Source organism: Terrabacter sp. 05T424 (genome assembly GCF_056396225.1).
Window position 1 is genome coordinate 192,310 of the sequence record NZ_JBFTLB010000003.1, and the last position, 22,721, is coordinate 215,030.

Annotated in this window: 21 protein-coding genes; 14 read left to right on the top strand and 7 right to left on the bottom strand. The window is 71.7% G+C overall.

The features are described from left to right. Positions 1-143: 143 nt before the first annotated feature. Genes AC1DE0_RS10070 through AC1DE0_RS10080 form a run of 3 tightly spaced genes read right to left on the bottom strand, consistent with a single transcriptional unit; the run spans position 144 to position 4,449 of the window. On the bottom strand, positions 144-1,235 hold the full coding sequence (locus AC1DE0_RS10070; RefSeq protein ID WP_478099920.1) for a sucrase ferredoxin: 1,092 nt from the start codon (positions 1,233-1,235) through the stop codon (positions 144-146). Further along, entirely contained in the window at positions 1,232-3,772 is a 2,541-nt protein-coding gene (locus tag AC1DE0_RS10075; protein WP_478099922.1) for a DNA gyrase/topoisomerase IV subunit A, read from the bottom strand. The genes AC1DE0_RS10070 and AC1DE0_RS10075 overlap by 4 nt, the downstream gene beginning before the upstream one ends. Before the next feature lie 56 nt (positions 3,773-3,828). After that, positions 3,829-4,449: a nitroreductase family protein gene (locus AC1DE0_RS10080; protein WP_478099924.1), complete on the bottom strand. Its 621-nt coding sequence runs from the start codon at positions 4,447-4,449 to the stop codon at positions 3,829-3,831. An 89-nt stretch (positions 4,450-4,538) separates the two neighbouring features. Here AC1DE0_RS10080 and AC1DE0_RS10085 point away from each other — a divergent pair, with 89 nt between their 5' ends. The 4 genes from AC1DE0_RS10085 (at position 4,539) to AC1DE0_RS10100 (ending at position 9,825) form a co-directional block, all read left to right on the top strand. Next, positions 4,539-7,235, top strand: coding sequence for a bifunctional acetate--CoA ligase family protein/GNAT family N-acetyltransferase (locus AC1DE0_RS10085; protein ID WP_478099926.1), 2,697 nt, complete (start codon positions 4,539-4,541; stop codon positions 7,233-7,235). Positions 7,236-7,322: 87 nt separating this feature from the next. Then, the gene (locus AC1DE0_RS10090) at positions 7,323-7,922 is read left to right on the top strand and encodes a DUF5998 family protein (RefSeq protein ID WP_442292398.1); all 600 of its coding nucleotides are present in this window, start codon (positions 7,323-7,325) and stop codon (positions 7,920-7,922) included. An 8-nt stretch (positions 7,923-7,930) separates the two neighbouring features. Next, the gene (locus AC1DE0_RS10095; protein WP_478099929.1) at positions 7,931-9,121 is read left to right on the top strand and encodes an alkaline phosphatase family protein; all 1,191 of its coding nucleotides are present in this window, start codon (positions 7,931-7,933) and stop codon (positions 9,119-9,121) included. Positions 9,122-9,132: 11 nt separating this feature from the next. Continuing rightward, a complete protein-coding gene (locus tag AC1DE0_RS10100; protein ID WP_478099931.1) occupies positions 9,133-9,825 on the top strand; it encodes a thymidine kinase in 693 nt (230 codons plus the stop codon). A gap of 199 nt (positions 9,826-10,024) precedes the next feature. Here AC1DE0_RS10100 and sepH read toward each other — a convergent pair whose 3' ends face one another. Next, positions 10,025-11,383, bottom strand: coding sequence for a septation protein SepH (gene sepH / locus AC1DE0_RS10105; protein ID WP_478099933.1), 1,359 nt, complete (start codon positions 11,381-11,383; stop codon positions 10,025-10,027). Between the two features lie 120 nt (positions 11,384-11,503). Between sepH and AC1DE0_RS10110 the strand changes: the two genes are divergently transcribed. Genes AC1DE0_RS10110 through AC1DE0_RS10120 form a run of 3 tightly spaced genes read left to right on the top strand, consistent with a single transcriptional unit; the run spans position 11,504 to position 14,284 of the window. Further along, a complete protein-coding gene (locus AC1DE0_RS10110; RefSeq protein WP_478099935.1) occupies positions 11,504-12,139 on the top strand; it encodes a trimeric intracellular cation channel family protein in 636 nt (211 codons plus the stop codon). 54 nt (positions 12,140-12,193) lie between these two features. Further along, a complete protein-coding gene (locus AC1DE0_RS10115) occupies positions 12,194-13,372 on the top strand; it encodes a ferrochelatase (RefSeq protein WP_478099937.1) in 1,179 nt (392 codons plus the stop codon). Positions 13,373-13,381: 9 nt separating this feature from the next. Next, positions 13,382-14,284, top strand: coding sequence for an inositol monophosphatase family protein (locus tag AC1DE0_RS10120; protein ID WP_478099939.1), 903 nt, complete (start codon positions 13,382-13,384; stop codon positions 14,282-14,284). Positions 14,285-14,387: 103 nt separating this feature from the next. On the opposite strand, the gene AC1DE0_RS10125 is transcribed toward AC1DE0_RS10120, so the two are convergent. Then, positions 14,388-14,573, bottom strand: a complete 186-nt coding sequence (locus AC1DE0_RS10125; protein ID WP_442292391.1) for a hypothetical protein — start codon at positions 14,571-14,573, stop codon at positions 14,388-14,390. Between the two features lie 347 nt (positions 14,574-14,920). On the opposite strand from AC1DE0_RS10125, the gene AC1DE0_RS10130 reads away from it, so the two are divergent. The 5 genes from AC1DE0_RS10130 to AC1DE0_RS10150 all read left to right on the top strand — a co-directional run bounded on the left by AC1DE0_RS10130 (position 14,921) and on the right by AC1DE0_RS10150 (position 17,878). Then, entirely contained in the window at positions 14,921-15,220 is a 300-nt protein-coding gene (locus AC1DE0_RS10130; protein WP_478099941.1) for a DUF4193 domain-containing protein, read from the top strand. 62 nt (positions 15,221-15,282) lie between these two features. Beyond that, complete coding sequence (gene dut / locus AC1DE0_RS10135; protein ID WP_478099943.1) at positions 15,283-15,843, top strand: dUTP diphosphatase; 561 nt, start codon at positions 15,283-15,285, stop codon at positions 15,841-15,843. Between the two features lie 98 nt (positions 15,844-15,941). Beyond that, the gene (locus tag AC1DE0_RS10140; RefSeq protein WP_478099945.1) at positions 15,942-16,715 is read left to right on the top strand and encodes a DUF3710 domain-containing protein; all 774 of its coding nucleotides are present in this window, start codon (positions 15,942-15,944) and stop codon (positions 16,713-16,715) included. Between the two features lie 46 nt (positions 16,716-16,761). Continuing rightward, positions 16,762-17,154, top strand: a complete 393-nt coding sequence (locus AC1DE0_RS10145; RefSeq protein ID WP_478099947.1) for an OB-fold nucleic acid binding domain-containing protein — start codon at positions 16,762-16,764, stop codon at positions 17,152-17,154. Further along, on the top strand, positions 17,147-17,878 hold the full coding sequence (locus AC1DE0_RS10150) for a DUF3159 domain-containing protein (protein ID WP_478099949.1): 732 nt from the start codon (positions 17,147-17,149) through the stop codon (positions 17,876-17,878). Before AC1DE0_RS10145 ends, AC1DE0_RS10150 begins: the two co-directional genes overlap by 8 nt. A 3-nt stretch (positions 17,879-17,881) precedes the next feature. Here AC1DE0_RS10150 and AC1DE0_RS10155 read toward each other — a convergent pair whose 3' ends face one another. Continuing rightward, positions 17,882-18,568, bottom strand: coding sequence for a potassium channel family protein (locus tag AC1DE0_RS10155; protein WP_478099951.1), 687 nt, complete (start codon positions 18,566-18,568; stop codon positions 17,882-17,884). Between the two features lie 22 nt (positions 18,569-18,590). Then, complete coding sequence (locus tag AC1DE0_RS10160) at positions 18,591-19,253, bottom strand: potassium channel family protein (RefSeq protein ID WP_478099953.1); 663 nt, start codon at positions 19,251-19,253, stop codon at positions 18,591-18,593. Positions 19,254-19,423: 170 nt separating this feature from the next. On the opposite strand from AC1DE0_RS10160, the gene AC1DE0_RS10165 reads away from it, so the two are divergent. Together AC1DE0_RS10165 and AC1DE0_RS10170 are read left to right on the top strand one after the other, a co-directional pair. Then, positions 19,424-21,385 (top strand): APC family permease, encoded by a 1,962-nt coding sequence (locus tag AC1DE0_RS10165; RefSeq protein ID WP_478100129.1) that lies wholly within the window; start codon positions 19,424-19,426, stop codon positions 21,383-21,385. Next, complete coding sequence (locus tag AC1DE0_RS10170; protein ID WP_478099956.1) at positions 21,382-22,680, top strand: class I SAM-dependent RNA methyltransferase; 1,299 nt, start codon at positions 21,382-21,384, stop codon at positions 22,678-22,680. The genes AC1DE0_RS10165 and AC1DE0_RS10170 overlap by 4 nt, the downstream gene beginning before the upstream one ends. Positions 22,681-22,721: the final 41 nt, after the last annotated feature.

A 22,721-nucleotide genomic window follows, 5' to 3' on the forward strand; every position in this document is an offset into this window, starting at 1 on the left:
TCCATGGGCCCTCGAACGCCGGAAAGTGGGCACTCGACCTTGGCTGAGGTGACCGAACCTCACCGGTCGAGAGCTCAGTTCCCGACGGCCGTGGCGTGGCCCTCACCCGTCGAGTGCTCAGTTCCCGACGCGATGCATCTCGGCTAGAACCAGGCCTCGACGGTCGAGGCACGGTGCTCCATCACGTCGATGGCCTTCTTGCCACATGACTCCGGACGCGTGCGTTCGGCCGGCACGCGCGTGACCGCCACCCGCCAGCGCCGCCCGTCGACGTGGTTGACGATGACGTCCCAGCCGGGGCCGTTCGGGCCTGGCGTCGCGGTCCCGTCGACCGGCACGGGCTCGTCGGCCCACAGTGCGGCCAGGCGCGTCTCGCCGGTCTCGAGCCGGATGTGGGACTCGGCGCACTGGGCCGGACCGGTCGCACCCGACCGGCCACGGTCGTGCAGCGGCCCGAGCAGCTCGGCCGGCAGGTGACCGGTGTCGCTCGACGCCAGCGCGCGCTCGGCGCCGGCGTCGTCGAGGCGCGCCAGGGTCTGGCCCCACGGCAGGAGTACAGCTGTCGGCGCGAAGCGGTGGCCGCCCGTGTGCGACACCTCCCAGACGCGACCCGGCGCGAGCCGCGCCGCATGGGCCGCGAGCGGGCGTCCCCTGACCGCGCAGCACACGTCGCGGCGACCGTTCGTGCAGACGAGCAGCGTGGGCTCGGCCGGCCTCGAGCCGGGCAGGGACGCCTGCACGAGGGCGCGGCTGCCGCGGGCGAGAGCCCCCCAGTCGAGGCCGAGCAGGCTGCCGATGTCGTCGAGATCCGCCGAGAGCAGCCAGGCGTCCTCGGCCCGCGCGCCGGCATGGGCGAGCAGGACCCGTCTCGGGCCATCGTGCGCAGGGTGTCCACCGGGTCGGCGGATCAGCATGAACCGTCCGCCGGCACGGCTCGTGCGGGCGTCGAGCTCGGCCCCGAGATCGTGGTCGAGGTGCGACTCGCGGGCGGCGTCACGGCCCCACGGCCCGGGCTGCTCGATGACGACGAAGAACCGGGCCGTCGCAGCGGTGCCGTAGGCGCTCGTGCCGTCGCGGTCCCACTGGACCGAGCAGGCGTCGGAGGCCGGACGTCCGTGCCCGCTGGTAGCCGGGTGCTCGTCGAAGTCCTCGGCCGGAGACACCACGCTGACCGAGCTGACCTCGCCCACCCCACTGCTGTCGGCCTGGGTGGGTGCTGACGGCGCGTCGCTCATTCCTGCTCTCCGTCCGTCGTCGATGCCTCGACATCAGGAGCGTTGCCCGATCCGGCGCCCTGACCGTCGGTCCCGCCCGTCCGCTCCGTGGCCGGGGGCGCGGCGACATGGGCGATGACGGCGGTCGTGGGGATGCCCGAGCCGTCTCGTCGGCCGTCTGCCACCGGCAGGTCGATCGCGACGCCGTTGGCGGCGGCGGCGCGCGCGGGGAGGTTGCCGGCGAATGCCAGCACGAGGGTGTCCTCGCCCTTGAGGAAGCGGTGGCACCTCACTCCGCCGGTCGCGCGTCCCTTGGCGGGGTACTCGGCATACGGCGTGACCTTGAGCGACCCGCCCTCGGTGCCGGGGAGGGCGCCCGACGACCCGGCCGAGGTGACGACGACGCCCTCGCGCGCTGGGTCGACGACGCCGAAGAAGGCGGCGCGGGCCCCGGCGGTGAGCTTGATGCCGGCCATGCCGCCGGCCGAACGGCCCTGCGGACGCACCGACCTGGCGACGAAGCGGAGCAGCTGGGCGTCGGTCGTGACGAAGACGAGGTCGAGGTCGTCACGACCTGCGACGCCGGCGCCGACCACCCGGTCGCCGTCCTTGAGGCTGATGACGTCCCAGTCGTTGCCCTTGGGGGAGTCGGGGGTCACGCGCTTGACGACGCCCGAGGCCGTGCCGAGTGCGACGACGGGGGCGTCGGCGCCGATCGGCACGATCGTCACCGGCTCCTCGTCCTTGGCGAGGTCGACGTATGCCGCCAAGGGAGCTCCGCCCGACAGGCTCGGTGCGCCGTTGGTCGGGGGCAGCGTCGGCAGCTCGAGCGCCGAGAGGCGCACCATGCGTCCGGCGCTCGTGACGAGGCCGAACTCGCCGCGGGCCGTGGTCGGCACCGCCCCGATGACGACGTCGTGCTTCGACCGGGACCCGTCGGCCAGCACAGGCTCGGCGGAGCCGGTGCGCGCGAGCAGCCCGGTCGACGAGAGCAGCACCCAGCAGGGGTCGTCGGCGATCTCGAGGGGCGAGCTGGCCGTCGCTGCAGCGCTGGCGCCCGAGCTCTCGAGCAGCACGGTGCGTCGCGGGGTGCCGTGCGCCTTGGCGACGTCGGCCAGCTCGGTGGACACGAGCTTGAGCAGCAGCTTCTCGTTCTCGAGCAGCGCACGCAGCTCTTCGATGGCCCGCTCGAGCTCGGACTTCTCGGTCTCGAGCTCGATGCGCGAGAACTTCGTCAGCCGGCGCAGCTGGAGGTCGAGGATGTAGGTCGCCTGCGCCTCGGACAGGTCGAAGACCTCCATCAGCCGCGCCCGGGCCGTGGCGGCGTCGTCGGAGCTGCGGATGACCTGGATGACCTCGTCGATGTCGACGATGGCGATGAGCAGGCCCTCGACGAGGTGCAGGCGCTCCTCGCGCTTGGCGAGGCGGTGCGCGGTGCGGCGCCGCACGACGTCGGTGCGGAAGTCCACGTAGACCTTGAGCAGGTCCTTCAGGCCCATCGTGCGGGGCTGGCCGTCGACGAGGGCGACGTTGTTGATGCCGAAGTTCTCCTCCATCGGCGTCAGCTTGTAGAGCTGCTCGAGCACGGCGTCGGGGTTGAAGCCGTTCTTGATCTCGATGACGAGGCGCAGCCCGTGCTGGCGGTCGGAGAGGTCCTTGAGGTCGGCGATGCCCTGCAGCTTCTTGCCCTGGACGAGGTCCTTGACCTTGTCGATGACCTTCTCCGGGCCGACGAGGTAGGGCAGCTCGGTGACGACGATGCCCTTGCGCCGAGGGGTGATCGACTCGATGCGGGCGGTCGCCCGCGTGCGGAAGCTACCGCGGCCGGTGAGGTAGGCGTCGCGGATGCCCTCGAGGCCGACGATCTTGCCGCCGCAGGGCAGGTCGGGCCCCGGGACGAACTTCATCAGGTCCTCGAGCGAGCACGTCGGGTTGGTGATGAGGTGCCGGGCGGCGCCGATCACCTCCACGAGGTTGTGCGGCGGCATGTTCGTGGCCATGCCCACGGCGATGCCGGCGGCGCCGTTGACGAGCAGGTTCGGGTAGGCGGCCGGCATGACGCCGGGTTGGTACTGCGTGTCGTCGTAGTTCGGGACGAAGTCGACGGTGTCCTCGTCGAGGGAGCCGACCATCAGCAGGGCGGCGCTCGCCATCCGCGCCTCGGTATAGCGGGCGGCCGCGGGGCCGTCGTCGAGCGAGCCGAAGTTGCCGTGCCCGTCGATGAGGGGCAGGCGCAGCGTGAACGGCTGGGCCATGCGCACGAGGGCGTCGTAGATGGCCTGGTCGCCGTGCGGGTGGTACTTGCCCATCACCTCACCGACGACACGCTGGCTCTTGACGTGGCCACGGTCGGGGCGCAGGCCGAGCTCGTTCGCGCCGTAGAGGATGCGTCGCTGGACCGGCTTCAGGCCGTCGCGCGCGTCGGGCAGCGCCCGGCTGTAGATGACGCTGTAGGAGTACTCGAGGAAGGCGTTCTGCATCTCCTCCTCGACGTCGATCCCGACGATCTTCTCCTCGAAGTCCTCGGGCGGAGGCGGGGTGGTCGTTCGACGGGCCATGCCGGGTGGTGCTCCTTGCCGCTAGCGGGTCAACACCCCATCTTCGCGCAGGCCGCTCACGCGTCCTCACCTGCCACGCCGAAACGGCCCCAGTGGGCGACTTCGCGACCGCTTCGCCGGTGGCGTCGGAGGCTGGGACTCCTGGGCCCCGGGACGGCATACCCGATCGACACGACGCCGACGAGCGTGCGCGACCCGGGGATCCCGAACGCCTCGTGCACCGCGGGGTGTCGCTCCGGAGGCACCCCGAAGAACAGGCTCCCGAGGCCCTCGTCGGTGGCCGTCAGCAGGATGAGCAGCGACGCCATGCCGGTGTCGACGTCCCAGTAGGGCACCGGCCAGCGCGACTCGTCACGGTCGGTCCAGCCCTTGTCGGGCGCCGCGTAGCGGTCGAGGTAGGCCTCCTTGTGCGACAGGCACAGCACCAGGACGGGAGCCTTGCGTATGCCGTCGAGCCAGCGGTCGCTCGGCGCGCCGGCCTCCGTCGTGGCCGCCCAGAACGCGTCGCGCTCCTCCGCGATGGACAGGACGACGAAGTCCCAGCCCTGGCTGGTGCCGGCGCTGGGGGAGCGCACAGCGTTCGCGAGGCACCGCTCGACCACCTCTCTGGGCACGGCCCGATCGGGGTCGTAGCGGCGGACCATGCGTCTGGCGCGGACGACCTCGGTGAACTCCATGCGAACAGCGTGCCATCCGTCCGGCTCGCGTCCCGTCAGGTGCGCACAGGTCCGTGGCGGGGCTGGGACGAGGTGACAGGATGTGGGCCATGGAGGGTGGCGAGCTCGACGACACCGCGGCGATGGAGCGGGTCTCGGCCCTGGCGGCGGGAGCGCCCGTCGAGTGGGAGGCCGACGTGGTGCTGCGCGACGGCACGGTCGCGCACATCCGTCCGATCACGCCCGACGATGCCGACGGCATCCGTGCCTTCCACAGCCGCCAGTCGGCGGAGTCGATCTACCTGCGCTTCTTCGCGCCCCTGCGCGAGCTGAGCGAACGCGACGTCCACCGCTTCACGCACGTCGACCACCACGACCGGGTCGCGCTCGTCGCGACCCTCGACGGTGAGATCACGGGCATCGGCCGCTACGACCGCATCAACCCGACGTCAGCCGAGGTGGCGTTCAACATCTCGGACCACTTCCAGGGCAAGGGAATCGGCTCGGTGATGCTCGAGCACCTCGCAGCCATCGCCCAGGAGATGGGGATCACGCGGTTCGTCGCCGAGGTGCTGCCCCAGAACCGCAAGATGCTGACCGTCTTCAAGGACGCCGGCTACGAGGTCACGCACCACATCGAGGACGGCGTCGTCGAGGTCGCCTTCGACATCAAGCCGACCGAGCAGAGCAAGGCCGTGCAGCTCTCTCGCGAGCACCGCGCCGAGTCGCGCAGCATGCGCACCATCCTCTTCCCGGAGCGTGTCGCCATCATCGGGGCGAGCCGCCGCGACGAGTCGATCGGGGCGCTCGTCATGCGCAACATCCTCGACGCCGGCTACCAGGGCCAGCTCTACCCGATCCACCGGGTGGCCGAGCAGATCCAGGGGCTCAAGGCCTACCCCAGCATCCTCGAGACCCCTGAGCCGGTCGACCTCGCCATCGTCGTGGTGCCGGCCGCCCAGGCGATCGACATCGTCAAGGACTGCGGCAAGGCGGGCGTCAAGGCCCTCCTCGTCCTGTCCGCCGGGTTCGCCGAGGCCGGTGATGACGGGATCCTGCTGCAGGAGAAGCTCCGTCGCCGCGTGCGCCGCGCCGGCATGCGCATCGTCGGGCCCAACAGCTTCGGCCTGATCAACAACGACCCGGCCGTTCGCCTCAACGCCACCCTGGCGACCGTGATCCCCGCCTCCGGACGCCTCGGCCTCTTCGCGCAGAGCGGCGCCCTCGGCGTCGCCGTGCTCGCGTCGGCCGCGAGACGAGGGCTCGGCATCTCGGTGTTCGCCTCGGCGGGCAACCGGGTCGACGTGTCGGGCAACGACCTCATGCAGTACTGGATCGACGACCAGGAGACCGACACCGTCGGCCTCTACCTCGAGTCGATGGGAAACCCGCGCAAGTTCTCGCGCATCGCGCGGGCGCTCGCGGCCGTCAAGCCGGTCGTGGTCGTCAGCTCGGGCGTCTCGAGCTTCGCCGCACCACCCGGGCACCGCACCCGGGTCACCAACGTGCCGCCGCAGGCCTTCGACGCACTGCTCCGGCAGGCCGGTGTCATCCGGGTCGAGAACGTGCACCAGCTCTTCGACGTCGCGCAGCTGACCCTGCACCAGCCCCTGCCGAAGGGCGACCGGGTGGCGATCGTGGGCAACTCCGACGCCCTGGGTGCCCTCAGCGCGAGCGCCTGCGTCAGCTGGGGCCTCCGGGTGACGCACGGCCCGGTCTCGCTCGCGCCGCAGGCGTCCGCCGAGGAGTTCGCGGCCGCCTTGGACGCCGCCTTCGCCGACCCGGAGGTCGACAGCGTCGTCGCAGCGTTCATCCCGCCGCTCGTCACCCCGGACGAAGAGGTCCACACCGCAGTGCGCAACATCGTCGCCGACTACGAGAAGCCTTGCGTCGCAACGTTCCTCGGCATGCGCGGCGTCGGTGACGGTCTCTCCTACGACCAGGACGGCATACGTCGGTCCGTGCCGTCGTACGCCATGCCCGAGGACGGCATCCGCGCGCTCAACGCGGTCACGAGGTACGCGTTGTGGCGCCAGCGCGACCGCGGCAGCCCGGTGGCCCCCGTCGGCATCGACCGGCTGCGCGCCGAGGGGCTCATCGACGGCTACCTCGCGGGCGCGGTCGAGGGACGCGCGCTGACGCGCGAGGAGGCGCGCGAGCTGCTCGGGGCCTACGGCATACGCGTGTGGCCGGCCGTCGAGGTGACCGGGGTCGACGCGGCCGTGGCCGCCGCCGACGAGCTCACCTACCCGGTCATCCTCAAGTCGACCTCACCCGTCGTGCGCCACCAGCCAGGGCTGGTCGGGGTGCGAGGGGACCTCGTCGACGCCGACGCCGTCCGCAACGCCTACTCGTCCCTCAGCCAGCGGCTCGGCCCCCTCGTCGCCGACCGCTTCGTCGTCCAGCGGATGGCCGTGCCCGGCGTCTCGACCGTCATCCGTGCCACCGAGGACCCGCTCTTCGGTCCGGTCGTGAGCTTCTCGGTCGCGGGCCCGCCCACCGAGCTGCTCGATGACGTGGCCCACCGCATCCCGCCGCTCACCGACGTCGACGTCACCGACCTCATCGACGGCGTCAAGGCAGCGCCTCTGCTGAGCGGCCACCGTGGGGCCGCCCCGGTGCACCGCGCCGCGCTCGCCGACCTGGTGGCCCGCCTGTCTGTCCTGGCCGACGACCACCCGGAGCTCTCGTCGGTCGAACTCAACCCGGTCAACGCGTGGACCGGTGGGGTCGACGTGCTCGGCGCCGAGGTCGTCGTGCGGCCGGCCCTCGTGCGCAAGGACCCCGGACGACGGCGAATGACCTGACTCGGGTGGGCGCCGGTCGAGCCCCTGCCCGGGCTGCCTGTGGGCTGTGCGGAGGGTGCAGGGTCCCGCGGGTGCAAGGATGGGGGCATGCGACGCGCCACCCAGGGCACCGGCCGAGCCCTTCCCCAGGACCTCACCGAGGCGATCACCCGAGCCGGCTACTACCCCTCCCTCGTCTGCGACGTCGTCGAGTCGGCCATCGCCGACGACGAGGTCGTGTCGCACCTGGTGCACCAGGAGACGACCTTCGACCACGAGACGGTGCGGCGGCACGTCACCGTCCTCGTCGTCACACCGCTGCGCCTCGTCATCGCGCACGCCGACGACCACGCCGAGTCCGAGGACAAGCTGATGGCCACCGCCACCACCGAGACGGTGCCCCTGGCGGCTGTCCGGGGCGTCATGCTCACCCACGTCGTGGCCCAGCCCGACACCTTCACCCCGGGCACCCACGGTCGTGACCTCACGTTGACCCTCGGCTGGGGCGCGGTCAGCCGCCTCGACATGATCCCGGCCCAGTGCGGCGACCCCGACTGCACCGCCGACCACGGCTTCGAGGGCACCATCGCGTCCGACGACATCTCGCTGCGCATCAGCTCGGCTGCCGACGGCGAGGACGCGGTGGGCAACGCGATGGGCTTCGCGCGGGTGCTGTCCGCCAGCATCGGCGGCGGCACGGCGCACTGACACTGGCGATGACGCTCTCCGGTGCCCCTGACGACACCTCGTCCACTCGCGTGACGTCCGACGCACCTGGCCCCACCGACTGGTCGCGCGGCACCCTCGCTTCCGTGCTCCCCTCGGTGGCCGACCGACTGGGCGTCCCGAGGTATGCCGGCCGCGACGTCTTCGACCTGCCGGCCGCGCCCCGCACCGTGGTCGTGCTGGTCGACGGCCTCGGCCACGACCTGCTGCGCCAGCGCAGCGGCCACGCCCCGTTCCTGCGCAGCCACCTGGGCACCGCTCACCGGGTGCCGTGCGGCTTCCCGACCACGACGGCGACCTCGATGGGCACCTTCGGCACGGGCCTCCCGCCGGGCTCTCACGGCCTCGTCGGCATGCAGGTGCTCGACCCTGCCACCGACAAGCTGCTCAACGAGCTGTCGTGGGAGGACGGCCCCGACCCGCGCGCGTGGCAGCCCAACGAGACCGTCTTCGAGGCCGCCGAGAACGCCGGCGTCTCGGTGACCATGGTTGGGCCCTACTACTTCGACGGCTCCGGGCTCACCCTCGCCACCCTTCGCGGGGGCCAGTTCCGGGCGGCACGCACGCTCGACGAGCGCGTCGACGCAACGGTGGCAGCGGTTCGCGCTGCGCCCCGCTCGCTCGTCTACCTCTACTGGGGCGAGGTCGACAAGATCGGCCACGTGCACGGCTGCCAGTCGTGGCAGTGGGGAGACGAGGTCGAGGCCGTCGACGCCGCCCTTCGGCAGCTCGCCGCCCGGGTGCCCGACGACACGTCGGTCGTCGTGACGGCTGACCACGGCATGGTCGACATCCCGTTCGGCGACCGCATCGACCTCGTGAACGAGCCGGCTCTGATGATCGGGCTCCGCCACCTCGGCGGGGAGCCGCGCAACCTCCAGCTGTACGCCGAGCCGGGCGCCGCCGAGGACGTCCGGCAGGCGTGGACCGACCGCCTCGGCGGCCGCGTGCAGATCCTGACGCGTGAGCAGGCCGTCGACGACGGGTGGTTCGGGCCGGTGCGCACCGGCGTCGAGGGACGCATCGGCGACCTGGTGGTCGTGACCCGGGGGTCGTTCGCCGTCGTGCACTCGGGTCTGATGCGCAAGGAGCTCGTGGCCCTGCTCGGCCTGCACGGGTCGACGAGCGACGCGGAACTCGCCGTGCCCGTGGTCGTGGTGCCACCCCGTCGTGACACCTAGGGTGGTGCCTCGTGGCTGAGCTCGTCTTCTTCTCCGGAACCATGGACTGCGGCAAGTCGACCCTCGCCCTGCAGATGGACCACAACCACGGTGCGCGGGGTCGCATCGGCCTCATCTTCACCAAGATGGACCGCGCCGGCACCAACGTGCTCAGCTCCCGCCTGGGTCTGTCGACCGGGGCCCTCGAGGTCGGCGACGACCTCGACTTCTGGGAGGAGATCGTCGGGCGCGCGACCGCCGGCACCCGGATCGACTACCTCATCTGCGACGAGGCCCAGTTCTACACGAGCGACCAGGTCGAGCAGCTCGCCCGCATCGTCGACGAGATGGAGGTCGACGTGTTCGCGTTCGGGATCACCGCCGACTTCCGCACGGAGCTCTTCCCGGGCAGCAAGCGGCTCATCGAGCTCGCCGACAAGGTGCAGGTGCTGCAGGTCGAGGCGCTCTGCTGGTGCGGTCGCCGGGCCACCACGAACGCGCGCGTGCTCGACGGTGTCATGGTCGTCGAGGGTGAGCAGGTCGTCGTCGGCGACACCAAGCCGGGCACCACGGGACTCGTCGAATACGAGGTGCTCTGCCGTCGTCACTACATGCGGCGGATGACCTCGCACGCCGCCAAGGCCGCGGCCATCTCGCCCGAGGTGCTGCCGTTCGACCTCGACGTGTGCCCCCTCCCGCCGCTGCCGATCACCCAGGCCGAGTAGGGCGCCTTCCCATCTGGAAGTGGGCACTCGACCATCGCGTCCCATCGAGTGCCCAGTTCCCTACGCGGGCCTGGTGTCGGAAAGTGGGCACTCGACCATCCAGTCCCATCGAGTGCCCAGTTCCCTACGCGGGCCTGGTGTCGGGAAGTGGGCACTCGAGTGTCGAGTGCTCAGTTCTCGACGCAGGTTCTCCGTCGCGTCAGTCGGTCTTGCGGCCGAACATGATGTCGTCCCAGCTCGGGACGCTCGGCCGGCCCGACTTGCGGGCGGGCGGTGCCGGCTTCGGGGTCGGCCGAGCCGCGGGCGCGGCGGCGCGCTGCTCCAGGACGTCGGCGTACTCCTGCTCGTCGGGCTCGCCATGATCGGTGGGCTCGGTCATCCGCCCGCGCGCGGCTGCGGCCCCCTCGTCGGCCACAGCGAGCGAGTCGTCCGGGTCGGAGAGATCGTCGGCTGCGCCCCCATGGGTGGCGTCGACCTGCTCGGTGGCCTCGGTCTCGGCGCTGGCGTCCTGAACGTCGTCGTCAGCGACGTCTTCGGGTTCGGGTTCGGGTTCGGCGGGAACCTCGTCGCCCCGCACCTGCTGCAACGGCCGCGTGCGGTCGGCAGCCCGGGTGCGACGTGAGGCGGCCTCCTCGCCGACGCGGTCCTCGGCCGAACCGCTCTTGACGACGTCGGGGTCGTCCTCGGGGTGCGTGTGGGCCGCGGGCGGCAGCTGGTCGCGAAGGTCGCCGGCGAGCTCCTCGAGCGGCAGGGCCTCCTCGGGCACGGAGTCGAGACCGGGCACCTCGGCGGACTTCGGTCGGCGCCGACGGCCCCGCTGTGCGCTGCGCTCACGCATGGCCGCCATCAGGTCGACCGTCTCACCCTCGCGACGACGCGGGGTGGGGGCGGTGATTCCGCCCTCGGCCTCGAGGTCGTAGACGCGGCTGGGCCGGGCAGGAGCGCTCAGGTGCGGCGCCGGGATCGGCCCGGGTGTCTGGACGTCTTCGTCCTCGCTGAGCCAGCGGGCCTCGTCGTCGACCGCGGAGAGGGTTCGCGCCAGCGCGTCGAACTGCCAGACCGCCTCTCGCTCGCGTCCGCCGGCGTTGAAGAAGAGGAGCACGGTCCACGCGCCCTTGTCGGTGCGCCTGGAGTCCCAGCGCGCCGACCCGCCGTCGATCTCACGACTGCGCAGGCGCTCGCTGACTCGGGCATCGAGGGTGGGCGCGGCTCCGTGGGAGCCGCCGCGCGGGCGCAGCCTGGTCTGACGGGCCATGCCGGCGACGTGCTCGCGCTCGGCGAGGATCGGGCCCTCGTAGCGGTGGACCTTCTCGACCGACCAGCCGGCGCGCTCGGCGACCTCCTCGGCCGTCATGCCGGCCCGGATCATCGACTGGACGTCCTTGGGGCGGAGGCCACCGGGAACCTCGACCTTCAGCTGCCCGCTCCGGGGACGGTCGCGGCGTGCCGCGGCCCGGACTCCTTCGTCGAGGGGGAGGGCGAAACGGTTGCCGTCGTCGTCGGCCAGCAGCAGGTGCATTCCGTCCTCGTGGACGCCGACGAGCCTGAGGTGCTGCATGGGTGGGTCTCCCGGTAGCGAGTCTGCGGGGTGGTGCGGGTCCTGCTGTGCAGTCGAGCATGCCACCGGCGCGGGTGCCCACCAAAGCGACCACGCCGCACGGGTACCGTTTGCTCTGGCATGCCAACCACCTTCGCGTCCGCCCAGCTCGCCCTCGACCTCGTCGGCGTGTTCGTCTTCGCGCTCTCGGGCGGCCTGGTGGCGGTGAAGAAGCGCTTCGACCTCTTCGGCGTGCTCGTGCTCGCGTGTGCGGCCGCGCTCGGCGGCGGCATCATGCGCGACCTGTTGATCGGCAGCGTGCCACCGGTCGGCATCAGCGACTGGCGGCTCCTCACCGCCGCAGCCCTCGGCGGCCTCGTCACCTTCCTGTTCCATCCCGGCGTCGAGCGCGTGACCCGTTTCGTACGCGTGCTCGACGCTGCCGGGCTCGCGGCCTTCGCCGTCTCCGGAAGCCTCAAGGCGATCACGACCAGCGGCGTCTCGCCGGTCGCCTCGGTGCTGGTCGGGGTGATCACGGCCATCGGCGGGGGCATCGTCCGCGACCTGCTCGCCGGGCAGGTGCCCGAGGTGCTCCGTCGTGAGCTCTATGCCCTCCCAGCCATGCTCGGGGCCGTCATCGTGGTCGTCGCCGCCCAGCTCGGCTCCCTCCAGGACTGGGTGCTGTGGGCGTCGGCGGCCCTCGTGTTCGCGGTGAGAATGGTCGCCGTGCGCCTCGACCTCAACGCGCCCACGCCGCTGCGCTCCACGCCGACGTGACGCACACAGCGCCCCACAGACCCGTACGAACCAGAGCCCTTCGATGGCGGAGACATGACAGAGACACCCCGGACCCCCGGCCAGCCCACCGAACCCACGCCGGCTGAACCAACGCCCGCTGAACCGCAGTCGGCCACCGCCGAGGAGCAGGGCCTTGCCCCCTACGACGCAGTGCTGCTGCTCGGGTTCGGCGGCCCTGAGGGCCCCGACGAGGTCATGCCGTTCCTGCGGCGCGTCACCGCCGGGCGAGGCATCCCCGACGAGCGTCTCGCCCAGGTGGGGGCGCACTACGACCACTTCGGCGGCCGCAGCCCGATCAACGACCAGAACCGTGCCCTCATCGCGGCGCTGCGCGGCGAGCTCGACAGCCGCAGCATCGAGACTCCGATCGTCTGGGGGAACCGCAACAGCGCGCCCTTCATCGACGACGCCTTCCGCGAGATCCACGCCGCCGGGCACCGTCGGGTCGTGGTGCTGACGACGAGCGCGTACTCCTGCTACTCGTCGTGCCGCCAGTACCGCGAGAACCTCGCCGACGCCGCCGCGAGCGTCGCCGACGAGGGCATCGAGCTGTCGATCGACAAGGTCGCCCAGTACGCGCCCCGCCCCGGCTTCGCAGCCGCGAACCTCGACGAGCTGGTTCGTTCGCTGCGGGCCCTCGACGGGGCCCCCGACCACGAGATCGCGCTGCTCTTCGTCACGCACTCGATCCCGGATGCGATGGACGACACGTCCGGGCCGGGCGACGGCGAGGGCAACCTCTACCAGCGCCAGCACCTCGCCGTCGCGTCACGACTGGCGGAGGAGGCGGGCCGGCTGCTCGGCCGCGAGCTCACCGGCGAGCTCGTCTTCTGCTCGCGCTCCGGGCCGCCCACGCACCCGTGGCTCGAACCCGACGTCAACGACCGGCTGCGCGAGCTCGCCGCCGAGGGTGTGCGCACCGCAGTGGTCGCGCCGATCGGCTTCGTCAGCGACCACATGGAGGTCGTCTACGACCTCGACACGGAGGCCCAGCAGACGGCCGACGAGCTCGGGCTCCGCCTCGTGCGCGTCCCCACCGTCGGCACGTCGCCGACCTTCGTCAGCGACCTCGCCGACGCCCTGCTCGAGCGGGCCGCGGAGGCCCGTGGCGAGGCCGTCCCGCACTTCGAGGGCCGTCGGCCGTCGGTCTGCGAACCGGGGTGCTGCCCCAACCTCCGGCAGGCCCGACCCGCCCTGTGCGGCAGCGACTGAGAGGTCCAGATGAGCACCACTCGCACCGTCCCCACCCTGCCCGACGGCGTCACCGTCGCGGAGCTCGAGCGGCTCTCCATCGAGGTCGCGACCGAGGCGGCCCGCTTCATCCGCGACGAGCGTCCGGCGCGCATCGGGGTCGCCGCCACGAAGTCCACCGACACCGACGTCGTCACCGTCATGGACCGCCGCTCCGAGGAGCTGTTGCACCGGCTCATCCAGCAGGCACGCCCCGACGACGGCATCCTCGGCGAGGAGGGCGCCGACGTCCACGGCACGTCGGGCCTCACGTGGGTCATCGACCCCATCGATGGCACCGTCAACTACCTCTACGAGGTGCCCGCGTATGCCGTCTCGGTCGCCGTCGTCGTGGGCGACGCCCGTTCCCAGGATGGTTGGACGCCGGTGGCCGGCGCCGTCGCCGACCCGTGCCTGCGGCTCGTCCACCACGCCGGCCTCGGCACCGGCGCATGGACCCGCCCCGAGGCCGCAACCGCGACGCCGGACCGGGCACCCGGGGCCAGCCCGGCGGAGGTCAGGCGCCTCGCCGCGTCGGGGGAGGACCGGCTCGGCCGCACCCTCCTCGCCACCGGCTTCGGCTACGCACCCGAGGTGCGGGCCAGGCAGGCCGAGGTGCTGCGTCGGGTGCTCCCCCTGGTGCGCGACATCCGTCGCATCGGCAGCGCCGCCCTCGACCTCGTGCGGGTCGCCGACGGCTCCGTCGACGCGTACGCCGAGAGCGGGCTCAACGCCTGGGACCTCGCCGCCGGCTGGCTCATCGCCGAGGAGGCGGGGGCGGTCGTGTGCGGAGTGGGCGAGCACCCCGGCAAGGCCCTGACCGTCGCGGCCGGCCCGGCGCTCGTCGAGCAGGTGCGCGAGCTGTTCCTCGCGGGTCCCGACCAAGGCGACTGACCCGACCAGCCGTCCCCGCATGACGAACGCCCCACCCGGGAGGACCGGGCGGGGCGTTCGTCGTGTGACGCAGCGGCCGGCATACGCCCGCGGGGCGACGGGCTCAGGCCGCGCGGAACGGCTCGAGCTCGGGGACGCGAATGCCGTTCTCGGCTGCGAGCCGCGCGAACGACTCGAGCTCTCCGGTGTGCACCTGGATGCGGTAGTCGTCGCCCGCTGTGCGGGCGTCGGCGAGGTCGCCCAGCGCGTCGTTGACACGTTGCCTGATCTGGTCGACGAACTCGGTCATGGTGCCACCTCCGGGCCTGGTAGTCGATCGGTCGGGTCCGGAGACCCTACCGCGCCGTAGGACCACCAATGTGCACCCGACCGCGTAGGCGGATGGCAAAGCGCAGGTGAATGGTTGGTCCGGAAAGGGTAGGTGTGTCCGAGGTCGGGAGGGGCTCGTCTCAGCCGGTGGCGGCCCCGACGTGACATTGCCGCGGGGATCGGGCACCATACGCGCACGCGGACATGTTTCGTGGTTGTGACAACGGCGTTGACGACCCCCTTTCCCTCGGGAACAAGCACGGGACCACGAGCGTTCACCGCCTCACAAGACCGCAAGGCGCAGCACGAGTAGAAGCGAGACGACACATGGCAACCGATTACGACGCGCCACGCAAAACTGACGACGACCTGAACGAGGACTCCATCGAGGAGCTGAAGTCGCGTCGGGTCGACAAGACGTCGTCGAGTGTGGACGTCGACGAGACCGAGCAGGCCGAGGGCTTCGAGCTCCCGGGTGCCGACCTCTCCGGCGAGGAGCTGTCGGTGCGGGTCCTGCCGAAGCAGGCCGACGAGTTCACGTGTGGCCGCTGTTTCCTGGTCCACCACCGCAGCCAGCTCGCCACGGAGAGCAACGGCATGATGATCTGCACGGAGTGCGCCGCCTGAGCGTCTCCGAGCCCACCGGGCAGCAGCGTCCGCATCACGTCGGGCAAGTAGGGTCGGTCCTCGTGACCGACCCTTGTGCTGTCCCGGGCTCCCCCGAGACCCCGGCCGTCCCGGCCGTCGCCCCGTCCGAGTCCCTCACCGACGTGGCCGTCCGGCGCCTCGACGCAGACCTGCCGCTGCCCGGCTACGCGCATCCCGGTGACGCCGGCGCAGACCTCTGCGCGCGGGTCGACGTGACCATCGAGCCGGGGGAGCGGGTCATCGTGCCCACGGGGGTCGCCCTCGCCCTGCCGCCCGGCCACGCCGGGTTCGTGCACCCTCGGTCGGGGCTCGCTGCCCGACACGGCATCTCGATCGTCAATGCGCCGGGCACGGTCGACGAGGGCTACCGCGGCGAGATCCTCGTCAACCTCGTCAACCTCGACCCGCGCCTCGCGTTCACCGTGCGACGGGGCGACCGCATCGCCCAGCTCGTCGTGCAGCGTGTCGAGCGCGTGCGTTTCGTCGAGGTCGATTCGCTCGACCGCACCAGTCGGGGGGACACTGGACACGGATCCACCGGTGGGTTCGGTCCGGGGGCCGCCACCTCGCCGAAGGCGGGGGAGTCGCCCACCGGGGCGTGATCATCGGATACGGTTCGCCGGGCGCTGCGTCAGCGCCGCGACGACACGGCCGGGCACGACGCCCCGCGGGGCCGCAGGACTTCAAAGGACGGAATGACGTGGGACTCTTCAGCCGGGGCAAGTCGAAGGACCGCCCGGACACCGATGCCGTGGACACCGACGCGCTGGACACCGAGGTCGACGACCTTCCCGACGACCAGGACGGTCAGGACGAGCTCGACGGCGCCTCGGGCGACGTGAGTCGTGACGGCACCACCGGTCCGCTCGATCGTGCCGTGGTCGACGATGACAGCGACTACCTCAACCTCGGTGCCATCTGGCTGCGTGGCCAGCAGGGCATGGAGCTGCGCCTCGAGATCAACGAGCAGGAGCAGCAGATCACCGGCGTGACGGCCGTCATCGGCGAGTCCGCCGTGCAGCTGCAGGCCTTCGCCGCGCCGCGCACCGAGGGTGTCTGGATCGACATCCGCAACGAGATCGCCGCGAGCATCGTCGACTCGGGCGGCACCGCCGAGGTGCTGACGGGTGAGTTCGGCGAGGAGCTGTTGACCCGTATGCCGCAGGCGGGCCCCGACGGTCGCACCGTCTTCATGCCCGCTCGTTTCGTCGGCGTCGACGGCCCTCGGTGGTTCCTGCGCGCCGTGGTGTCCGGGCGCGCGGCGATCGAGCCGGCTGCCGCCGAGGCGGTCCACGCGGTCATCCGGACCGCCGTCATCGACCGCGGCGACGAGGCGATGCCGCCTCGCGAGCTGCTGCCGCTGCGTCTTCCCGACGCCGACGGTGCGACCCAGGCCGAGGAGCCCACGCAGGGTTCCGACGACAGCGACCTCAATCCGTTCGAGCGCGGCCCCGAGATCACCGAGGTCCGTTGATGTCGGGCCCGTGCCCTCCCGCGCAGTGTCCCACCGGGACCCCCTAGTGAGCACGGGCCAGCCGGGCGCGCTGCGCCGCCTCAGCCACCGCCTCACCCGTTCGTCGCACGAGATCGAGGCGGACGAGCTGCGCCGTGAGTCGATCGACCTCGGGGTGGTGCACATCAGCGACGCTCGCCAGCGCACCAAGGTCACCGTGCTCGGCGAGGTCCGCTCGGTGACGCTGCGCCCGCGCGACGAGACGCCCGCCCTCGACGTCGAGGTCTGGGACGGCACCGAGTCGCTGCACCTCGTCTGGCTGGGCCGTCGCCGCATCGCCGGCATCGTGCCGGGCATCAAGATCCAGGCCACGGGCCGCATCACCACCCGCCGGAAGGTCACGACGATGTTCAACCCGGCCTACGAGATAGTCGCCCGCGCGGGGCAGCAGCATGGCTGAGGCCGAGCGCGAGGCCGCGATGTCGGGCCAACGGGAGGGCGACGGCGTCACCCGATCCGAGGCAGACCTGCGCCGCTACGAGACGGTGGAGGAGCTGCTCCGCGACAAGCTGTCAGAGGCCATCGGGGGCTGGCGCGGGGCCGTCGAGTCGGCCGTGCCGACTCTCGCCTTCGCGCTCACGTGGTCGCGCACGCAGGACCTCCGGACCGCGCTCATCGTCGCCGGCGCCTGCGTGGCCGCCTTGCTGCTGGTCCGCCTCGTCCAGCGTCAAGACCCTCGCTTCATCATGTATGCCGCTGTGGGAGTGGGCATCTCGGCGTTCTTCGCGCTCCGGTCGGGGCGTGCGGAAGACGCGTTCCTGCCCGGCATGCTCCAGAACGCCGGCCTGCTCGTGCTGCTGCTCGTCACGAACCTGACGCGGTGGCCCCTCTTCGGCTTCGTCGTCGGGGTGGCAGAGCCTGAGGCCTTCGCCGAGAACCCCACGTGGTGGCGGCGTCACGCCGGCATCGTGACCGTCGCGGCACGCCTCGCGTGGGTGCTCATCGCCCTCAACGTCGTCCGCCTGGCGATCATGGTGCCGCTCTACCTCGCCGAGCAGGTCGCAGCGCTCGGCGTCGCGAAGGTGGTGCTCGGCTGGCCGGCATACCTGCTCGCGGTGACTGCGATGGGTGCGATCCTGCTGCGCGGTCACACGCCGATCGACCCGAACCGCGCGACCGCCTGAGGCTCAGCGCGCGTCGATGCTGCGGTGGCGCTCGTCGGGGGCGACGAGGTCCTGCAGGCGGTCCTCCTGCTCGGGCGTGGTGATGAAGAGCAGCTCGTCGCCGGCCTCGATCGCGTCGTCGGGCGTCGGGGCCAGGGGGCGCTCGTCACGGATGATGGCGACGAGCACGGTGTCGACGGGCCACTCGACGTCGCCGACGCGGCGACCGGCGAAGCGGCTGCCCTCCGGGAGGGTGATCTCGACCATCGAGGCGCGACCCTGCTGGAACTCGAAGATGCGCACGAGGTCGCCGATGCTGACGGCCTCCTCGATGAGGGCCGTCATGAGGCGCGGCGTCGACACCGCGACGTCGACCCCCCACGACTCGTCGAACATCCACTCGTTCTTCGGGTTGTTGACGCGCGCCACCGTGCGCGGCACGCCGAACTCGGTCTTGGCCAGCAGTGACAGCACGAGGTTGGCCTTGTCGTCACCGGTGGCGGCCACGCACACGTCGGACTCCTCGAGCCGGGCCTCCTCGAGCGCGGCGAGCTCGCAGGCGTCGGCCAGCAGCCAGGACGCCTCGGGCACGCGGGAGGCCTGGACGTCGTCGGCGTCCTTGTCGATGAGCAGCACCTGGTGCCCGTTGCCGAGCAGCTCACGGGCGATGGACCGGCCGACGCTCCCGGCCCCGGCGATGACGACGCGCATGCTCTCTCTTCTCCTGGGCCGTTCAGTGGGCGACGGGGGCCGAGTCGCAGAGTCTCTCGACGCGCGCGAGCTCTTCACGCTGCACGGCGAGGTGCACGAGGTCGCCCTGCTGCACGACCATCTCGGGGCGGGGGAGGGTGCCCTCGCCGAGCCGGGTGACGTAGGCGACGCGTGCGCCGGTCTGCTGCTCGACGTCGGTGAGCGGGCGACCGACCCAGGTCTCGGCGAGCGGCACCTCGGCGATGACGATCTTGCCGCTCGGGTCGGTGAGCTCGGGCACGGACCCCTGGGGGAGCAGCCGCTGGATCATCTGGTCGGCGGTCCAGCGCACGGTGGCCACCGTCGGGATGCCGAGGCGCTGGTAGACCATGGCGCGCTGGGGGTCGTAGATGCGTGCCGCGACGTGCTCGACGCCGAAGGTCTCGCGCGCCACGCGGGCCGCGAGGATGTTGGAGTTGTCGCCGCTGCTGACCGCCGCGAAGGCGTACGCGTCACGGATGCCGGCGGCGACGAGGGTGTCGCGGTCGAAGCCGACACCGGTCACGGTCTGGCCCTCGAAGGAGGTGCCGAGCCGGCGGAATGCCGAGGCGTCGACGTCGATGATCGCGACGTCATGACCGCCGCGGCCGAGGGTGCGGGCGAGGGTCGACCCGACGCGGCCACATCCCATGATGACGAAGTGCACGGACGCGACGCTACACCGTGACGAGGCCGCTCACCCGGCAGGCGTGACGCGTCGCCCAGCCTGTGGAACAGGCCGGCCGCGAGCGGTGAGTGCGGCTCGGCGATCCGTCATACAGTTGCGTCGTGCCCGGTACCGGTTCGCTGTTCAAGCGCCTTCTCCTCGGTCGCGCGATGCGCAGCGACAAGCTGGGCGAGACGCTGTTGCCCAAGCGCCTGGCGCTGCCCATCTTCGCGAGCGACGCGCTGTCGTCGGTGGCCTACGCGCCCGACGAGATCCTGCTCATGCTCGGCCTCGCCGGCGGCGCCTTCGCGGTCACGCACAGCTGGCAGGTGACCGTCGCCGTCGTGCTCGTCATGGTCGTCGTCGTCGCCTCGTACCGCCAGAACGTCCACGCCTACCCCTCCGGCGGTGGCGACTACGAGGTCGCGACCGTGAACCTCGGGCCGAAGGCCGGCCTCACCGTGGCCAGCGCGCTGCTCGTCGACTACGTGCTCACCGTCGCCGTCTCGATCTCGTCGGGTGTCCAGAACGCCGCCACGGTGCTCGGCTTCGTGCGCGGGCGGGAGGTGCTGGTCGCGGTCGCGCTGATCCTCTTCCTCACGGCGATGAACCTGCGCGGCGTGCGCGAGTCGGGCAAGGCCTTCGCGGTGCCCGTCTACGCCTTCATGGTGGCCATCATCGGCATGGGCCTCTACGGGTTCATCCAGCACTTCACCGGCACCCTCACCCCGGCGGAGAGCTCGTCCCTGACCCTCGTGTCGCAGCACGGCGACGAGATGACGGGGATCGCGGCCGCCTTCCTGCTGCTGCGGGCCTTCTCCTCGGGTTGCGCGGCCCTCACGGGTGTCGAGGCGATCAGCAACGGGGTGCCGGCCTTCCGCAAGCCCAAGAGCGACAACGCKGCGAGCACCCTCCTGCTGATGGGCACGCTCTCCATCGTGATGCTGAGCTCGATCATCGCGCTCGGCCAGTGGACCGGCGTCAAGATCGCCGAGGACCCCGCGAACCAGCTGCTGCGCAACGGCCAGCCGGTCGGCGACGGCTACGTGCAGCACACCGCGATCGGGCAGCTGGCCGAGGCGGTCTTCGCCAACTTCCACGTCGGCGTCATCTTCGTCTCGATCGTCACGGGCCTGATCCTCGTACTCGCCGCCAACACGGCCTTCAACGGGTTCCCGGTGCTCGGCTCGATCCTCGCCCGCGACGGCTACCTGCCACGGCAGATGCACACCCGCGGCGACCGGCTCGCGTTCTCCAACGGCATCCTGATGCTGGCCGGCGCGGCGATCCTGCTCGTCATCGTCTTCAAGGCCGAGGTCACCGCGCTCATCCAGCTCTACATCGTGGGCGTCTTCGTGTCGTTCACGACGAGCCAGGTCGGCATGGTGCGGCACTGGACCCGGCACCTGCGGCTCGAGCGGAACGCCAAGGAGCGCAGCCGGATGCAGCGCTCGCGGGTCATCAACGCGATCGGTGCGGCCATGTCGGCGACCGTCCTCGCCGTCGTGCTCGCGACGAAGTTCCAGGCCGGCGCCAAGTACGCCATCCTCGCCATGGTGCTGCTCTTCGCCCTCATGCTCGGCATCCGCAAGCACTACAACCGGGTGCGCGACGAGCTCGCGATCGACTGGGACGTCGACCGGCCGATGCTGCCCAGCCACGTGCACGCGATCGTGTGCATCTCGAAGATCCACAAGCCGACGATGCGGGCTTTGGCCTATGCCCGGGCCAGCCGGCCCTCGATCCTCGAGGCGGTCACGGTCGACGTCGACCCCGACGAGACCCAGGCGCTGCTCGGCGAGTGGGACAAGCGTGACATCCCCGTCCCGCTCAAGGTGCTGGCCTCGCCCTACCGCCAGATCACCAAGCCGATCCTCGACTACGTCCGGTCGATCCGCAGCGGCAACCCCCGCGACATCGTGACCGTCTACCTGCCCGAGTACGTCCTCGGGAAGTGGTGGGAGCAGGTGCTCCACAACCAGAGCGCGTTGCGGCTCAAGGCGCGCCTGCTCTTCACTCCTGGGGTCATGGTCGTGAGCGTCCCGTGGCAGTTGCAGTCGTCCGAGGGCGCCGAGCGTGACTGGATCGACGAGCCGCCCATCAGCGGCTCGGTGCGTGGCGGAGCGCTGTGAGCGCTCGCCAAAACCGCGAGCGCGCCGCGGGCGGAGAGTCGCTCGTCGGGCAGCAGTGGACCGTCGACGTCGGGCCCGTCGCCCACGGCGGCCACTGCGTCGCGCGCCATGAGGGGCAGGTCGTCTTCGTTCGGCACACCCTCCCCGGCGAGCGCGTCGTCGCCCGGGTCACCGAGGGACGGGTCGGCGACAGCTTCGTGCGTGCCGACGCCGTCGAGGTGCTCGAGGCTCCCCCCGGACGGGTCACGCCCCCGTGCCCGTATGCCGCCCCCGGCCTGTGCGGCGGCTGCGACTTCCAGCACGCCACCCTCGAGACCCAGAGGGCGCTCAAGGCCGATGTGGTCCGCGAGCAGTTCGCGCGCATCGCGAAGACCGACGTGGCCGTCGAGGTCCGCCCGGTCCCCGGCGACGACGAGGGGCTGCGCTGGCGCACCCGGGTCGAGTTCGCGGTCGACGCGTCCGGCCGCGCCGGGCTGCGCGGTCACCGGTCGCGCGACATCGTCCCTGTCGACGACTGCCTCATCGCCACGCGCGGCGTCATCGACTCGGGAGTGCTCGACACCGAGTGGCCCGACGTCGAGTCGGTCGACGTCGTCGACGCGGCCCACCCCGACGAGCCTGTCCTCGTGCCGGTCCCCGCGTCGGTCCGTTCGTCGGTCCCTTCGCCCGCCACCAAGGGCAAGCCCGACCGCGAGAGCACGGGCGGCCTGGTCGGTGAGCGGGCCCGTGACGGCGACTGGGAGGGCGAGTACGTCGTGGACGCGCGCGGCTTCTGGCAGGTGCACCCCGGGGCCGCCTCCACCTTCCTCTCGCGGGTCGTGGCGCTCCTCGGTGCCGAGCCGGGCGACCGCGTGCTCGACCTGTATGCCGGCGCGGGGCTGTTCACCATGCGCCTGGGCGAGGTGGTGGCTCCGGACGGCTTCGTGCTGGGTGTCGAGGGCGACGCACGTGCGGTCGAGAACGGCATCGGCAACACCGAGCACCTCGAGAACGTCGAGTGGCGCGCCAACCGGGTCGACCGCGAGCTGAGGTCGCTGGTCTCACAGGGCATCTCGGCCGACCTCGCCGTCCTGGACCCGCCCCGCACGGGCGCCGGCAAGGACGTCATGGCCCAGCTCGCCCTGCTCTCTCCACGCCGCGTCGTCTACGTCGCGTGCGACCCGTCCGCGCTGGCCCGCGACGTCAAGACGGCCGGCGAGCACGGCTACGGCCTCGTGTCGCTGGAGGCGTGGGACGCGTTCCCGATGACCCATCACGTCGAGTGCATCGCCGTGCTCGAGCCCGTCGCCGACTGAGGGGACCGCACCCACCCCCGCACCCGGCATACGGGACGGGG

What these genes read in the sequence shown, in the direction of transcription:
- AC1DE0_RS10070 (WP_478099920.1), bottom strand. Translation starts at nt 1,235, where the DNA reads ATGAGCGACGCGCCGTCAGCACCCACCCAGGCCGACAGCAGTGGGGTG.
- AC1DE0_RS10075 (WP_478099922.1), bottom strand. Translation starts at nt 3,772, where the DNA reads ATGGCCCGTCGAACGACCACCCCGCCTCCGCCCGAGGACTTCGAGGAG.
- sepH (WP_478099933.1), bottom strand. Translation starts at nt 11,383, where the DNA reads ATGCAGCACCTCAGGCTCGTCGGCGTCCACGAGGACGGAATGCACCTG.
- AC1DE0_RS10155 (WP_478099951.1), bottom strand. Translation starts at nt 18,568, where the DNA reads ATGCGCGTCGTCATCGCCGGGGCCGGGAGCGTCGGCCGGTCCATCGCC.
- AC1DE0_RS10115 (WP_478099937.1), top strand. Translation starts at nt 12,194, where the DNA reads ATGACAGAGACACCCCGGACCCCCGGCCAGCCCACCGAACCCACGCCG.
- AC1DE0_RS10120 (WP_478099939.1), top strand. Translation starts at nt 13,382, where the DNA reads ATGAGCACCACTCGCACCGTCCCCACCCTGCCCGACGGCGTCACCGTC.
- AC1DE0_RS10090 (WP_442292398.1), top strand. Translation starts at nt 7,323, where the DNA reads ATGCGACGCGCCACCCAGGGCACCGGCCGAGCCCTTCCCCAGGACCTC.
- AC1DE0_RS10150 (WP_478099949.1), top strand. Translation starts at nt 17,147, where the DNA reads ATGGCTGAGGCCGAGCGCGAGGCCGCGATGTCGGGCCAACGGGAGGGC.
- AC1DE0_RS10095 (WP_478099929.1), top strand. Translation starts at nt 7,931, where the DNA reads ATGACGCTCTCCGGTGCCCCTGACGACACCTCGTCCACTCGCGTGACG.
- AC1DE0_RS10130 (WP_478099941.1), top strand. Translation starts at nt 14,921, where the DNA reads ATGGCAACCGATTACGACGCGCCACGCAAAACTGACGACGACCTGAAC.
- AC1DE0_RS10080 (WP_478099924.1), bottom strand. Translation starts at nt 4,449, where the DNA reads ATGGAGTTCACCGAGGTCGTCCGCGCCAGACGCATGGTCCGCCGCTAC.
- AC1DE0_RS10110 (WP_478099935.1), top strand. Translation starts at nt 11,504, where the DNA reads ATGCCAACCACCTTCGCGTCCGCCCAGCTCGCCCTCGACCTCGTCGGC.
- AC1DE0_RS10085 (WP_478099926.1), top strand. Translation starts at nt 4,539, where the DNA reads ATGGAGGGTGGCGAGCTCGACGACACCGCGGCGATGGAGCGGGTCTCG.
- AC1DE0_RS10125 (WP_442292391.1), bottom strand. Translation starts at nt 14,573, where the DNA reads ATGACCGAGTTCGTCGACCAGATCAGGCAACGTGTCAACGACGCGCTG.